The organism is Citrobacter sp. Awk 2 (assembly GCF_028069815.1).
Classification (GTDB): domain Bacteria; phylum Pseudomonadota; class Gammaproteobacteria; order Enterobacterales; family Enterobacteriaceae; genus Citrobacter.
Genome location: NZ_JANEWL010000045.1, coordinates 1 through 14,331, shown reverse-complemented (window position 1 = coordinate 14,331; position 14,331 = coordinate 1). Strand labels below are relative to the sequence as shown.

General features: G+C 50.5%; 10 protein-coding genes. 7 read left to right on the top strand and 3 right to left on the bottom strand.

Annotated elements, in window-relative coordinates; all coding sequences use genetic code 11:
* Positions 1-8 precede the first annotated feature (8 nt).
* The 7 genes from rarA (at position 9) to NNO02_RS12720 (ending at position 10,024) form a co-directional block, all read left to right on the top strand.
* Entirely contained in the window at positions 9-1,352 is a 1,344-nt protein-coding gene (gene rarA / locus NNO02_RS12750) for a replication-associated recombination protein RarA (RefSeq protein WP_271440641.1), read from the top strand.
* Positions 1,353-1,444: 92 nt separating this feature from the next.
* Complete coding sequence (gene serS / locus NNO02_RS12745) at positions 1,445-2,737, top strand: serine--tRNA ligase (RefSeq protein WP_271440642.1); 1,293 nt, start codon at positions 1,445-1,447, stop codon at positions 2,735-2,737.
* Between the two features lie 236 nt (positions 2,738-2,973).
* Positions 2,974-5,418 (top strand): dimethylsulfoxide reductase subunit A, encoded by a 2,445-nt coding sequence (dmsA, locus tag NNO02_RS12740; protein ID WP_202039029.1) that lies wholly within the window; start codon positions 2,974-2,976, stop codon positions 5,416-5,418.
* A gap of 10 nt (positions 5,419-5,428) precedes the next feature.
* On the top strand, positions 5,429-6,046 hold the full coding sequence (locus NNO02_RS12735) for a DMSO/selenate family reductase complex B subunit (RefSeq protein WP_005123570.1): 618 nt from the start codon (positions 5,429-5,431) through the stop codon (positions 6,044-6,046).
* A gap of 1 nt (position 6,047) precedes the next feature.
* Positions 6,048-6,911 carry a dimethyl sulfoxide reductase anchor subunit family protein gene (locus tag NNO02_RS12730; RefSeq protein ID WP_271454948.1) on the top strand — a complete coding sequence of 288 codons (864 nt, stop codon included), beginning with the start codon at positions 6,048-6,050 and terminating at the stop codon, positions 6,909-6,911.
* A 331-nt stretch (positions 6,912-7,242) separates the two neighbouring features.
* Entirely contained in the window at positions 7,243-8,391 is a 1,149-nt protein-coding gene (locus tag NNO02_RS12725) for an MFS transporter (RefSeq protein ID WP_271440644.1), read from the top strand.
* Between the two features lie 211 nt (positions 8,392-8,602).
* Positions 8,603-10,024 (top strand): amino acid permease, encoded by a 1,422-nt coding sequence (locus tag NNO02_RS12720; RefSeq protein ID WP_271454947.1) that lies wholly within the window; start codon positions 8,603-8,605, stop codon positions 10,022-10,024.
* 43 nt (positions 10,025-10,067) lie between these two features.
* Here the strand turns inward: NNO02_RS12720 and pflA are convergent, their stop codons facing one another.
* The 3 genes from pflA to focA all read right to left on the bottom strand — a co-directional run bounded on the left by pflA (position 10,068) and on the right by focA (position 14,193).
* Entirely contained in the window at positions 10,068-10,808 is a 741-nt protein-coding gene (pflA, locus tag NNO02_RS12715; protein WP_003035751.1) for a pyruvate formate lyase 1-activating protein, read from the bottom strand.
* A 185-nt stretch (positions 10,809-10,993) separates the two neighbouring features.
* Positions 10,994-13,276 carry a formate C-acetyltransferase gene (gene pflB / locus NNO02_RS12710; protein WP_137382814.1) on the bottom strand — a complete coding sequence of 761 codons (2,283 nt, stop codon included), beginning with the start codon at positions 13,274-13,276 and terminating at the stop codon, positions 10,994-10,996.
* 59 nt (positions 13,277-13,335) lie between these two features.
* A complete protein-coding gene (gene focA, locus NNO02_RS12705) occupies positions 13,336-14,193 on the bottom strand; it encodes a formate transporter FocA (protein WP_003831909.1) in 858 nt (285 codons plus the stop codon).
* Positions 14,194-14,331 lie beyond the last annotated feature (138 nt).

Below are 14,331 nucleotides of genomic sequence, written 5' to 3'. Positions count from 1 at the left end.
GCGCGTGAGTGGGCAACCTGTCGCTCGATTTTTCTGATAATACCTTTCAACCCCTGGCCGCGCGTATGCGGCCAGAAAATTTAGCGCAGTATATCGGCCAGCAACATCTGCTGGCTGCGGGTAAGCCCTTGCCGCGCGCCATCGAGGCCGGACACCTGCATTCCATGATTTTATGGGGGCCGCCAGGAACGGGAAAGACCACGCTTGCCGAAGTCATTGCCCGTTATGCGAACGCTGATGTTGAACGTATTTCAGCCGTCACCTCGGGTGTGAAGGAAATTCGCGAAGCGATTGAACGTGCGCGTCAGAATCGTAATGCTGGCCGACGCACAATACTGTTCGTGGACGAAGTTCACCGCTTTAATAAAAGCCAGCAGGACGCTTTTCTTCCGCATATTGAAGACGGCACGATTACGTTTATTGGGGCGACCACCGAAAATCCCTCGTTTGAGCTGAACTCGGCACTGCTGTCGCGCGCACGCGTTTATTTACTGAAATCATTGACCACTGAAGATATCGAGCAGGTGCTGGATCAGGCGATGTCAGATAAAGCGCGAGGTTATGGCGGTCAGGATATCGTTTTGCCGAACGAAACGCGTCGGGCGATTGCTGAACTGGTAAACGGTGATGCGCGGCGGGCGCTAAATACGCTGGAAATGATGGCCGACATGGCCGAAGTTGATGATTCTGGCAAGCGCGTATTGAAACCAGAATTGCTCACTGAGATTGCCGGTGAACGTAGCGCGCGTTTCGATAATAAAGGCGATCGTTTTTACGACCTGATCTCAGCATTGCATAAGTCGGTTCGCGGTAGTGCACCGGATGCAGCTCTTTACTGGTATGCGCGCATCATTAGTGCAGGCGGTGACCCGCTCTACGTTGCCCGTCGCTGTTTGGCAATTGCCTCTGAAGATGTGGGAAATGCCGACCCTCGCGCTATGCAGGTGGCAATTTCTGCATGGGATTGTTTTACCCGCGTAGGTCCTGCGGAAGGTGAACGCGCTATTGCTCAGGCGATTGTCTATCTGGCCTGCGCGCCGAAAAGTAATGCGGTATACACCGCCTTTAAAGCCGCTCTGGCAGATGCCCGTGAACGCCCAGATTACGACGTACCGGTGCACTTGCGCAACGCGCCGACGAAGCTCATGAAAGAGATGGGGTATGGCCAGGAATATCGCTACGCCCATGATGAGCCAAATGCCTACGCTGCTGGAGAAGAATACTTCCCGCAGGAAATGGCACAAACGCGCTATTATCACCCGACAAACAGAGGCCTTGAAGGCAAGATTGGCGAAAAGCTCGCCTGGCTCGCCGGACAGGATCAAAATAGCCCTATAAAACGCTACCGTTAGTGTTATCGTTGCGGTAATGTTGTCGATGTATCCCTGTGACCGCAGGCTGTGGTCACTTTCTCCTATTTTAATTCGATAAGCACAGGATAAGCATGCTCGATCCCAATCTGCTGCGTAATGAGCCAGACGCAGTCGCAGAAAAACTGGCAAGCCGGGGCTTTAAGCTGGATGTAGATAAGCTGCGCGCTCTTGAAGAGCGTCGTAAAGTTCTGCAGGTACAAACTGAAAACCTGCAGGCAGAGCGTAACTCTCGATCGAAATCCATCGGCCAGGCAAAAGCGCGCGGGGAAGATATCGAGTCTTTACGTCTGGAAGTGAACAAACTGGGCGAAGAGCTGGATGCCGCGAAAGCTGAACTTGATACCTTACAGGCCGAGATCCGCGACATTGCGCTGACCATTCCTAACCTGCCGGCGGACGACGTTCCGGTAGGTAAAGATGAGAATGACAACGTTGAAGTGAGTCGCTGGGGTACCCCACGTGAATTCGATTTCGACGTGCGCGATCACGTGACGCTGGGTGAAATGCACACAGGTCTTGATTTCGCCGCTGCGGTTAAACTGACCGGCTCTCGTTTTGTTGTCATGAAAGGGCAGATTGCGCGTATGCACCGTGCGCTGTCTCAGTTCATGCTGGATCTGCATACTGAACAACATGGCTACAGTGAAAACTACGTTCCGTATCTGGTCAACCATGACACGCTGTACGGTACCGGTCAGTTGCCGAAATTTGCTGGTGATCTGTTCCATACGCGTCCGCTGGATGAAGAAGCCGACAGCAGCAACTATGCGCTGATCCCGACGGCAGAAGTTCCGCTGACCAACCTGGTACGCGATGAAATCATTGACGAAGACGCGTTGCCAATCAAAATGACTGCGCATACGCCATGCTTCCGTTCTGAGGCTGGTTCTTATGGTCGTGATACCCGCGGTCTGATCCGTATGCACCAGTTCGACAAAGTTGAGATGGTGCAGATTGTTCGTCCTGAAGATTCTATGGACGCGCTGGAAGAGATGACCGGTCATGCTGAAAAAGTACTTCAGCTGCTGGGTCTGCCGTACCGTAAGATCATTCTGTGTACTGGTGACATGGGCTTCGGCGCATGCAAAACCTACGATCTGGAAGTGTGGATCCCGGCACAGAATACCTATCGTGAAATATCCTCCTGCTCCAACGTGTGGGATTTCCAGGCTCGCCGCATGCAGGCGCGTTGCCGTAGCAAATCTGACAAGAAAACACGTTTAGTGCATACGCTGAACGGTTCTGGTCTGGCAGTGGGACGTACGCTGGTCGCCGTTATGGAAAACTACCAGCAAGCTGATGGCCGTATTCAGGTACCGGAAGTATTACGTCCGTACATGAATGGCCTGGAATTCATCGGCTAAGTCATTTTTCCTTGCTAAAAAAGCGCCTCAGGGCGCTTTTTTTACGCCCGTTTGATGCCGGACAATAACCCTTACTCCATTAGTGGTAATACTGCCTTCGAATGAAAGTCAGTATTTATCTCTGTCTTTGCATAAATTCGCTATATAACGGTCTGTATAACGATAGTATCGATATATAAACGACTATACAACGAACATTCCCTTTTTGTTTATTGTGAGCAGCAGAGTGAGCCACTATGAAAACTAAGATCCCCGATGCCGTGCTGGCAGCTGAGGTGAGTCGTCGCAGTTTGGTAAAAACGACGGCGATAGGCGGGCTGGCAGTGGCCAGTAGCGCGTTTACCCTGCCATTTACCCGTATTGCAAACGCTGCAGATGCCATCAACCCGTCACCCGTCAATGAGAAAGTGATCTGGAGTGCGTGTACGGTAAACTGCGGTAGCCGTTGTCCGCTGCGTATGCATGTCGTAGACGGTGAAATCAAATATGTCGAGACCGACAACACGGGCGATGATAACTATGACGGCTTGCATCAGGTTCGTGCCTGCCTGCGTGGTCGGTCCATGCGTCGTCGTGTTTATAATCCCGATCGTCTGAAATACCCAATGAAGCGTGTCGGCAAACGTGGTGAAGGTAAATTTGAGCGCATCAGTTGGGATGAAGCCTACGATATCATCGCCAGCAATATGCAGCGTCTGATTAAAGACTACGGTAACGAGTCTATCTATCTTAACTATGGGACCGGTACGCTGGGCGGTACGATGACGCGCTCATGGCCGCCGGGTAAAACGCTGGTAGCACGTTTAATGAACTGTTGCGGCGGTTACCTGAACCACTATGGGGATTATTCTTCTGCGCAAATCGCGGCAGGACTGAACTATACCTATGGCGGATGGGCAGACGGTAACAGCCCGTCTGACATTGAAAACAGTAAGCTCGTTGTCTTGTTTGGTAATAACCCTGGCGAAACGCGTATGAGCGGTGGTGGGGTGACCTATTACCTTGAACAGGCGCGGCAGAAATCTAATGCCCGCATGATCATAATCGATCCCCGCTACACGGATACCGGTGCGGGACGCGAAGATGAATGGATCCCCATTCGACCGGGTACAGATGCAGCGCTGGTTAACGGTATTGCCTATGTGCTGATCAGTGAGAATATGGTTGATCAACCGTTCCTCGATAAGTACTGCGTGGGCTATGACGAAAAAACCCTCCCGGCGGGAGCGCCGAAGAACGGTCACTATAAAGCGTATATTCTTGGTCAGGGTAAAGACGGTATCGCGAAGACCCCGGAATGGGCTGCGCAGATAACCGGTATTCCTGCTGAACGAATTGTTAAGTTGGCGCGTGAAATTGGTAGCGCGAAACCCGCCTACATTAGCCAGGGCTGGGGACCGCAGCGCCACGCCAACGGCGAGATTGCGACCCGTGCCATTTCTATGTTGGCCATTCTGACCGGCAACGTCGGTATTAACGGCGGCAATAGCGGTGCACGTGAGGGATCATACGATTTGCCGTTTGAGCGTATGCCAACGCTGGAAAACCCCGTTGAAACCAGCATCTCAATGTTTATGTGGACGGATGCGATTGAGCGTGGTCCTGAAATGACGGCGCTGCGCGACGGTGTTCGTGGTAAGGATAAGCTCGACGTTCCGATTAAGATGATCTGGAACTATGCCGGTAACTGCCTGATTAACCAGCACTCTGATATCAACCGTACGCATGAAATCCTGCAGGATGATAAGAAGTGCGAAATGATCGTCGTTATCGACTGCCATATGACCTCCTCGGCGAAATATGCCGATATTCTGCTGCCGGACTGTACGGCCTCTGAGCAGATGGACTTCGCGCTGGATGCATCTTGCGGGAATATGTCCTACGTGATTTTCACCGATCAGGCAATCAAGCCACGCTTTGAATGCAAGACTATCTACCAAATGACCAGCGAGCTGGCGAAACGCCTCGGCGTCGAGCAACAGTTTACGGAAGGCCGTACTCAGGAAGAGTGGATGCGTCATTTGTATGAACAGTCGCGCAAGGCTATACCGGAACTGCCGACATTTGAAGAGTTCCGTAAGCAGGGCATCTTTAAGCAGCGTGATCCTGAAGGACATCACGTGGCGTATAAAGCGTTTCGAGAGGACCCCAAAGCCAATCCGCTTACCACGCCGTCAGGCAAGATTGAAATTTATTCTCAAGCGCTGGCAGAAATTGCCGCAACCTGGGAACTGCCGGAAGGCGATGTGATCGATCCATTACCGATTTATACACCGGGCTTTGAAAGCTTAAACGATCCACTGGTGGAAAAATTCCCTCTGCAATTAACGGGCTTCCACTATAAATCTCGCGTCCACTCGACCTATGGCAACGTTGACGTTCTGAAAGCGTCCTGTCGCCAGGAAATGTGGATTAACCCGATGGATGCACAACGACGCGGTATTAACAACGGTGACAAGGTACGTATCTTTAACGACCGTGGTGAAGTGCATATCGAGGCTAAAGTTACCCCGCGTATGATGCCTGGCGTTGTTGCACTGGGTGAGGGCGCCTGGTATGACCCGGATGTGAAGCGTGTTGATCAGGGCGGTTGTATTAACGTGCTGACGACCCAGCGGCCTTCTCCTCTCGCTAAGGGGAACCCATCACATACGAACCTTGTTCAGGTTGAAAAGGTGTAAGGAGTAACCGATGACAACCCAGTATGGATTTTTTATTGATTCCAGCCGTTGCACCGGTTGCAAAACTTGCGAACTGGCCTGCAAAGACTTCAAAAATTTAACGCCGGACGTCAGTTTCCGCCGTATTTACGAATACGCCGGCGGTGACTGGCAGGAAGATAACGGTGTCTGGCACCAGAACGTTTTCGCCTATTACCTCTCGATTGCGTGTAACCACTGTGAAGACCCGGCCTGTACCAAGGTGTGTCCAAGCGGCGCGATGCACAAACGTGAAGATGGTTTTGTGGTCGTGGATGAAGACGTGTGCATTGGCTGTCGCTATTGCCACATGGCCTGCCCGTATGGCGCACCGCAATACAATGCCGCCAAAGGACACATGACCAAGTGCGATGGCTGTCATGAACGCGTTGCTGAGGGTAAGAAACCCATCTGTGTCGAATCCTGCCCGCTGCGTGCGCTGGACTTCGGCCCGATAGAGGAACTGCGTAAAAAACACGGCACCCTGGCCGCGGTTGCGCCGCTCCCTGGCGCGCACTTTACCAAACCGAGCATCGTCATCAAACCAAATGCCAATAGCCGCCCGACCGGGGATACCACGGGTTATCTGGCGAATCCGAAGGAGGTGTAAGATGGGAAGTGGATGGCATGAATGGCCGCTGATGATCTTCACTGTTTTCGGGCAGTGTGTTGTGGGTGGCTTTATTGTTCTGGCGCTGGCGCTGATGAAAGGGGACTTACGCCCTGATTCACAGCAGCGTGTGATTACCTGCATGTTTGGCCTGTGGGTATTGATGGGCATCGGTTTTATTGCTTCCATGCTTCACCTGGGCTCACCGATGCGGGCGTTTAACTCCCTCAACCGTGTCGGCTCTTCCGCGCTGAGTAACGAAATCGCCAGCGGCTCGATCTTCTTTGCCGTTGGTGGTCTTGGCTGGCTACTGGCGGTGTTGAAAAAAATGCCGCCAGCATTACGCAATCTGTGGTTAGTTCTCACCATGGTTCTGGGCGTAGTTTTTGTCTGGATGATGGTGCGCGTATATAACACTATTGATACGGTGCCTACCTGGTATAGTGTCTGGACGCCGATTGGATTCTTCCTGACGTTGTTCATGGGAGGTCCGCTGCTGGGATATCTGCTGTTACGGGTTGCCGGAATTGACGGCTGGGCGATGCGACTGCTGCCTGCTATTTCAGTGCTTGCGCTGGTCGTGAGCGGCATCATGTCCGTGATGCAGGGGGCCGAACTGGCGACAATCCACAGTTCTATTCAGCAGGCATCTGCGCTGGTGCCCGATTACGGTTCGCTGATGGCATGGCGGATTGTGGCACTGGCTTTAGCGTTGTGCTGCTGGATTATTCCGCAGGTGAAAGGTTACCAGCCGGCAATACCGCTGCTTTCCGTCGCGTTTATTCTGCTGTTAGTCGGTGAGTTGATTGGCCGCGGCGTGTTCTATGGTCTGCATATGACCGTCGGCATGGCGGTCGCCAGCTAACCTGAAAATGCCGAATGGCATCGCGCTTGTCCGGCCTACACATTACAGTACTGAACGTGTAGGTCGGATAAGGCGTTAATACGGTCATCTTGCAAATAAAAGATGCCGATTATCCATGAATTTTTTCGACTGAACGCAACGGGGCAATTTTGTTTTAGATCAATTAAAACAAATAGATGTATTTTCCCATTTTTTATCAATCCGCGTTAAGAATCAGTAATACGAATCGATCCCTCTGAAAGTGCCTCAGGTCCCTGATTGCGCCGATTGACAATGTTTTTTGCAGTGGCATGATGCGCATGAAATTTGAACTTCCTCACGGTTTTTATTCATGTCCACCTATACCCGTCCCGTCATGCTATTGCTGTGCGGGCTGCTTCTGCTGACCCTGGCGATCGCCGTGTTAAACACGCTCGTTCCGCTTTGGCTCGCCCATGAAAATCTGCCAACCTGGCAGGTAGGAGTGGTTAGTTCGTCTTATTTCACCGGAAATCTGGTTGGGACGTTACTGACCGGGTACTTAATTAAACACCTCGGTTTTAACCGCAGCTATTACATCGCTTCGCTTATTTTTGCCGCGGGCTGTGTCGGACTGGGCATCATGGTAGGTTTTTGGAGCTGGATGACCTGGCGTTTTATTGCGGGCATCGGTTGTGCCATGATCTGGGTGGTAGTGGAAAGTGCGTTGATGTGCAGCGGGACGTCGCGTAACCGTGGACGCTTACTTGCCGCCTATATGATGGTCTATTACGTGGGGACGTTTTTAGGACAATTATTGGTCAGTAAAGTCTCGACAGAATTAATGAATGTTCTGCCGTGGGTGACCGGCACGATCCTGGCCGGAGTATTACCGCTGCTCTTTACCCGCATTGTGAACCAGCAGGGTGATGAACAACAGTCTACCCCCATTGTCTCTATGCTGAAGCTTCGCCAGGCCCGTCTGGGTGTGAATGGCTGCATTATCTCCGGGATTGTGCTGGGGTCGTTGTATGGCCTGATGCCGCTGTACCTCAACCATCAGGGGGTCAGCAATGCCAGCATTGGTTTCTGGATGGCGGTACTGGTCAGTGCAGGTATTCTGGGACAATGGCCAATTGGTCGTTTGGCCGATAAGTTAGGTCGTCTGCTGGTTTTGCGCGTCCAGGTCTTTGTGGTGATCGTCGGGAGTATCGCTATGCTAAATCAGGCGGCGATGGCACCTGCATTGTTTATGCTGGGCGCGGCAGGTTTCACTCTTTATCCGGTTGCGATGGCCTGGGCCTGCGAGAAAGTAGAACATCATCAGTTGGTCGCTATGAACCAGGCATTGTTATTAAGCTATACCGTGGGTAGCCTGCTTGGGCCATCATTTACCGCAATGCTGATGCAAAATTACTCTGACAGTTTACTGTTTATCATGATTGCCAGCGTATCGTTTATTTATTTACTGATGCTGCTGCGTAAGACAGGACATACACCGAATTCTGTGGCGCATATCTGATCTAACAGGATAAAAACAGGTTCCCATACATGCTGTTTATGTATACTTTATGGGAACCTGTTTTATTTAAGTATCGCTATTCCTTCCTGAAAATAAAATGTGCAGAAGATTATAGTTTTACATTCTGCCGTTTCCGCTAGGCCATTTTACCGCGCATAATCCCTCGCTTCATTTATTGATTATCAAAAATAGCGTCTACGAAGGATCGCCAATGGCAAGTGCGCAGGAAAAACAATTGCGGTGGTACAACATCGCATTGATGTCTTTTATTACCGTATGGGGATTCGGTAATGTTGTAAATAACTATGCTAATCAGGGATTAGTGGTTGTCTCTTCATGGATATTTATTTTCGCCCTCTATTTTATCCCTTATGCACTGATTGTCGGACAGCTTGGCTCTACGTTTAAAGACGGTAAAGGTGGGGTTAGTACCTGGATTAAACACACAATGGGACCGGGACTGGCTTATCTCGCCGCGTGGACCTATTGGGTGGTGCATATCCCTTATCTGGCGCAAAAGCCACAGGCTATTCTGATTGCTCTGGGATGGGCGCTGAAAGGCGATGGCTCGCTGATTAAAGAGTACACCGTGGTGGCGTTGCAGGGGCTGACGTTAGCGCTGTTTGTCTTTTTCATGTGGGTTGCATCCCGTGGCATGAAATCGCTTAAAATCGTTGGATCGGTTGCGGGGATCGCGATGTTTGTGATGTCCATTCTGTATGTCGTAATGGCCGTTACCGCTCCGGCGATTACTGATGTGCAGATCGCCACAACCAATATCACCTGGGAATCTTTTATCCCGCATATCGATTTTACCTATATCACAACAATCTCGATGCTGGTCTTTGCAGTCGGTGGCGCGGAGAAAATCTCTCCATACGTTAACCAGACGCGTAACCCAGGCAAAGAGTTCCCGAAAGGGATGTTAGTTCTGGCGGTTATGGTGGCGGTGTGTGCGATCCTGGGGTCTCTGGCAATGGGGATGATGTTTGACTCTCAGCATATTCCTGATGACTTAATGACTAATGGCCAGTATTACGCTTTCCAGAAGCTCGGGGAGTATTACGGCATGGGTAACACATTGATGGTTATTTATGCAGTCGCCAACACGTTAGGTCAAATTGCGGCTTTGGTGTTTTCTATTGATGCGCCGCTTAAAGTTTTACTGGGCGATGCCGATCGCAAATATATTCCTGAAAGCCTGTGTAAAACCAATGCCTCTGGTACACCGGTGAATGGCTATATTCTGACGCTGGTGCTGGTGGCCATTTTGATTATGTTGCCAACGCTGGGTATCGGTGACATGAACAATTTGTATAAATGGTTGCTGAATCTGAATTCAGTAGTGATGCCTCTGCGCTATCTGTGGGTGTTTGTGGCATTTATTGCCGTTATTCGTTTGGCGCAGAAATATAAACCGGAATATGTCTTCATCCGTAACCGCTCTCTGGCGATGACGGTGGGAATTTGGTGTTTTGCGTTTACTGCGTTTGCCTGCCTTACGGGGATCTTTCCGAAAATGGAAGCCTTTACTCCAGAGTGGACGTTCCAGCTCACGCTGAACATTGTGACGCCGTTTGTGTTGGTTGGACTGGGATTGATTTTCCCGCTGCTGGCAAGAAGAGGGCGTTAAGGGGAAATGTGGTGGGTAACAGGTCCATTACCCACCACAAGACTTAGTACATCACTTTGTGACCATACTGCTCAAGGATGCCTTTGACGCGCTCCATGGTCTCTTTTTTCGGCGGCTTCACGCCATCCAGTTTGTATTCTTCACCCATCGCCACCCATTTGTGTTTACCCAACTCGTGGTATGGCAGCAGTTCGATTTTTTCGACATTGCCCATATCACGGGTAAATTCGCCCAAACGGTGCGCTGAATCATCATCATCGGACCAGCCAGGTACGACAACATAGCGGATCCACACTTTGATATCTTTGTTGGACAGGTAACGGGCAAACTCCAGTGTGCGATGGTTAGATACACCGACCAGGTTCTGGTGGATCTCGTCGTTCATCTGTTTCAGATCGAGCATCACCAGATCGGTCACTTCCAGCAATTCATCAATCACCGGATCGTAGCGGCGGACAAAACCGTTAGTATCAAGACAGGTATGAATACCTTCTTTCTTACAGGCACGGAACCAGTCACGGACGAATTCAGCTTGCAGAATAGCCTCTCCGCCGGATGCTGTTACGCCACCACCGGATGCGTTCATAAAGTGACGATAGGTCACGACTTCTTTCATTAATTCATCGACGGTGACTTCTTTACCGCCGTGCGTATCCCATGTGTCACGGTTGTGGCAGTACAGGCAGCGCATCAGGCAGCCCTGGAAGAAGGTAATAAAGCGGATGCCCGGGCCATCAACAGTGCCACAGGATTCAAAGGAGTGAATGCGACCAATAACTGACATTGCGGTGTTTCTCCAGGTGTGGCCCATCCGGGGCCAGTGTTAGTGCACAGTTATTAACTGTGTCGAGTCTGTTTTGGCTGCTATCCATAAGTATAGATGGCTGACAAAGCAGGCTATTAAAAAGGCCCCACTTACGTGGAGCCTTTATTGTACGCTTTTTAAAGTACGATTTCAGTCAAAACCAATTACATGGTCTGAGTGAAGGTACGAGTAATAACGTCCTGCTGCTGTTCTTTAGTCAGGGAGTTAAAACGTACTGCGTAGCCAGAAACACGGATGGTCAGCTGCGGATATTTTTCCGGATGTTCCATCGCATCCAGCAGCATTTCACGGTTCATGACGTTCACGTTCAGGTGCTGACCACCTTCGATGGACGCTTCATGGTGGAAGTAACCATCCATCAGACCAGCCAGGTTGGTCTTACGAACTTCGTCGTCTTTACCCAGTGCGTTCGGAACGATAGAGAAGGTGTAAGAGATACCATCTTTCGCGTAAGCAAACGGCAGTTTAGCAACGGAGGTCAGAGAGGCAACAGCACCTTTCTGGTCACGGCCGTGCATTGGGTTAGCACCCGGTCCGAACGGCGCGCCAGCACGACGACCATCTGGGGTGTTACCCGTTTTCTTACCATACACAACGTTAGAAGTGATGGTCAGAACAGACTGAGTCGGGATAGCGTTACGGTAAGTAGTCAGTTTCTGAATTTTCTTCATGAAACGTTCTACCAGGTCAACCGCCATGTCATCTACGCGAGAGTCGTTGTTACCGAACTGCGGGTATTCGCCTTCGATTTCGAAGTCAACAGCCAGGCCGTCTTCGTCACGAATCGGTTTAACTTTCGCATATTTGATTGCAGACAGGGAGTCAGCAGCAACGGACAGACCAGCGATACCACACGCCATGGTGCGGATAACGTCACGGTCGTGCAGCGCCATCAGGGAGGCTTCGTAGCTGTACTTGTCGTGCATGTAGTGGATAACGTTCAGTGCAGTGACGTACTGTTTAGCCAGCCAGTCCATGAAGTGATCCATGCGGTCCATAACTTCGTCGAAGTTCAGAACGTCGCCTTTGATCGGTTCAGATTTAGGTCCAACCTGCATTTTCAGTTTTTCATCAACGCCGCCGTTGATTGCGTACAGCATGGTTTTCGCCAGGTTTGCACGCGCACCGAAGAACTGCATTTGTTTACCAACAACCATTGGGCTTACGCAGCAAGCGATAGCGTAGTCGTCGTTGTTGAAGTCCGGACGCATCAGGTCATCGTTCTCGTACTGCAGAGAAGAGGTGTCGATGGACACTTTAGCGGCGAATTTCTTGAAGTTCAGAGGCAGTTTTTCAGACCACAGAACAGTGATGTTCGGCTCCGGAGAAGGACCCATGGTGTACAGGGTGTTCAGGAAGCGGAAGCTGTTTTTGGTAACCAGAGTACGGCCGTCAACGCCCATACCACCGATAGATTCAGTTGCCCAAATCGGGTCACCGGAGAACAGTTCATCATATTCAGGAGTACGCAGGAAACGAACCATACGCAGTTTCATGACCAGGTGGTCAATCATTTCCTGAGCGTCTTGCTCGGTGATTTTGCCAGCTTTGATATCACGTTCGATGTAAGCATCCAGGAAGGTGGATACGCGACCGAAGGACATTGCTGCACCGTTCTGAGATTTAACAGCGGCCAGGTAGCCGAAGTAAGTCCACTGGATAGCTTCCTGAGCGTTGGTAGCCGGACCAGAGATATCGCAGCCATATTTAGCCGCCATTTCTTTGATCTGACCCAGAGCGCGGTGCTGTTCAGCGATTTCTTCACGCAGACGGATAGTCGCTTCCAGGTTTACGCCATTTTCCAGGTCTGATTGCAGAGAGACGAACTGAGCGTATTTGTCTTTCATCAGGTAGTCGATACCGTACAGCGCAACGCGACGGTAGTCACCGATGATACGACCACGGCCATACGCATCTGGCAGACCAGTCAGAACACCGGATTTACGGCAGTTCAGAATGTCTTTGGTATAAACATCGAATACACCCTGGTTGTGGGTTTTACGGTATTCGGTGAAGATTTTTTTCAGCATCGGGTCCAGTTCGCGATTGTACGCTTTGCAGGAACCTTCAACCATTTTGATACCGCCAAACGGGATAATCGCACGTTTCAGCGGAGCTTCAGTCTGCAGACCAACAATTTTCTCGAGCGCTTTGTTGATGTAGCCAGCGTCGTGAGAAGTGATGGTAGAAGCAACGGAGGTGTCAAAGTCAACAGGCGCGTGAGTGCGGTTTTCCTGTTTAACGCCTTCCATTACGCTGTCCCACAGTGCAGTGGTCGCTTCAGTTGCGCCAGCCAGGAAGGACTCGTCACCCTCATACGGAGTGTAGTTTTTCTGAATGAAGTCACGGACGTTTACTTCATTCTGCCAATCACCTTTGGTAAAACCTTCCCAGGCTGTGGCTAACTTTTCATTAAGCTCGGACATGTAACACCTACCTTCTTAAGTGGATTTTTTATTTACTACGTGCAATGAGCATCAACAGATTAATGATGATCGTTACCACGCAGGTAAATGACCCAGTATGTCAACCCGACCAACAAACCGCCGCCGATAATGTTACCGATCGTAACCGGAATCAGATTATCGGTGATGAAATTCATCACGGTCAGGTGAGAAAAATTCTCCGGAGAAGAACCGACAGCGGTCCAGAATTCCGGGGTGGCGAAATCGCGTATTACGATACCCATAGGGATCATAAACATGTTTGCGATACTGTGCTCAAAACCGCTGGCAACAAACATTGCGACCGGTAATACCATGATAAACGCTTTGTCCATCAGGCTGCGGCCAGAGTAGCTCATCCAGACGGCCAGACACACCATTAGGTTAGCCAGAATACCAAGGCTTACAGCTTCAACAAAAGTATGGTGCACTTTGTGGTCGGCAGTTTGCAGGACGTTGAGTCCCCACGCGCCGTTGGCGGTCATATACTCGCCAGAAAGCCACATGAGTAACACAAAGATCAGCGCACCAATCAGGTTACCGACATAAACGTTAAGCCAGTTCTTCGCTAACTGACCCCAGGTAATACGACCACTGGCTTTAGCGACGACAATCAGTACAGTTGAAGTGAAGAGATCAGCGCCGCAGACAACGCAAAGAATCAGCCCCAGGGAAAAGCAGATACCACCCACCAACTTTGCCATGCCGAAAGGCATTGTGCCGGTACCGGTAGTGGCAGTGATATAGAAAACAAAGGCAATTGAAATGAACACACCGGCAGTAATTGCCAGATAGAACGTCTTAAGCGGATGTTTCGTTGCTTTATAGACGCCTGCTTCTTCGGCAACTTTGGCCATAGCAGCAGGAAGTATAAGATCAAAAGGGTTGTCAGCTTTCACACTAACTCTCTCTTTATTAAGTCGGCGACGAGATACTAACAAAGCATTATAGATGAGAATTTGATATAGATCATATCTCGCCTGGCTTATAGGCCCGCAAGACGCATGGTTTTTATGCGATTACGGTGTAACTTATTG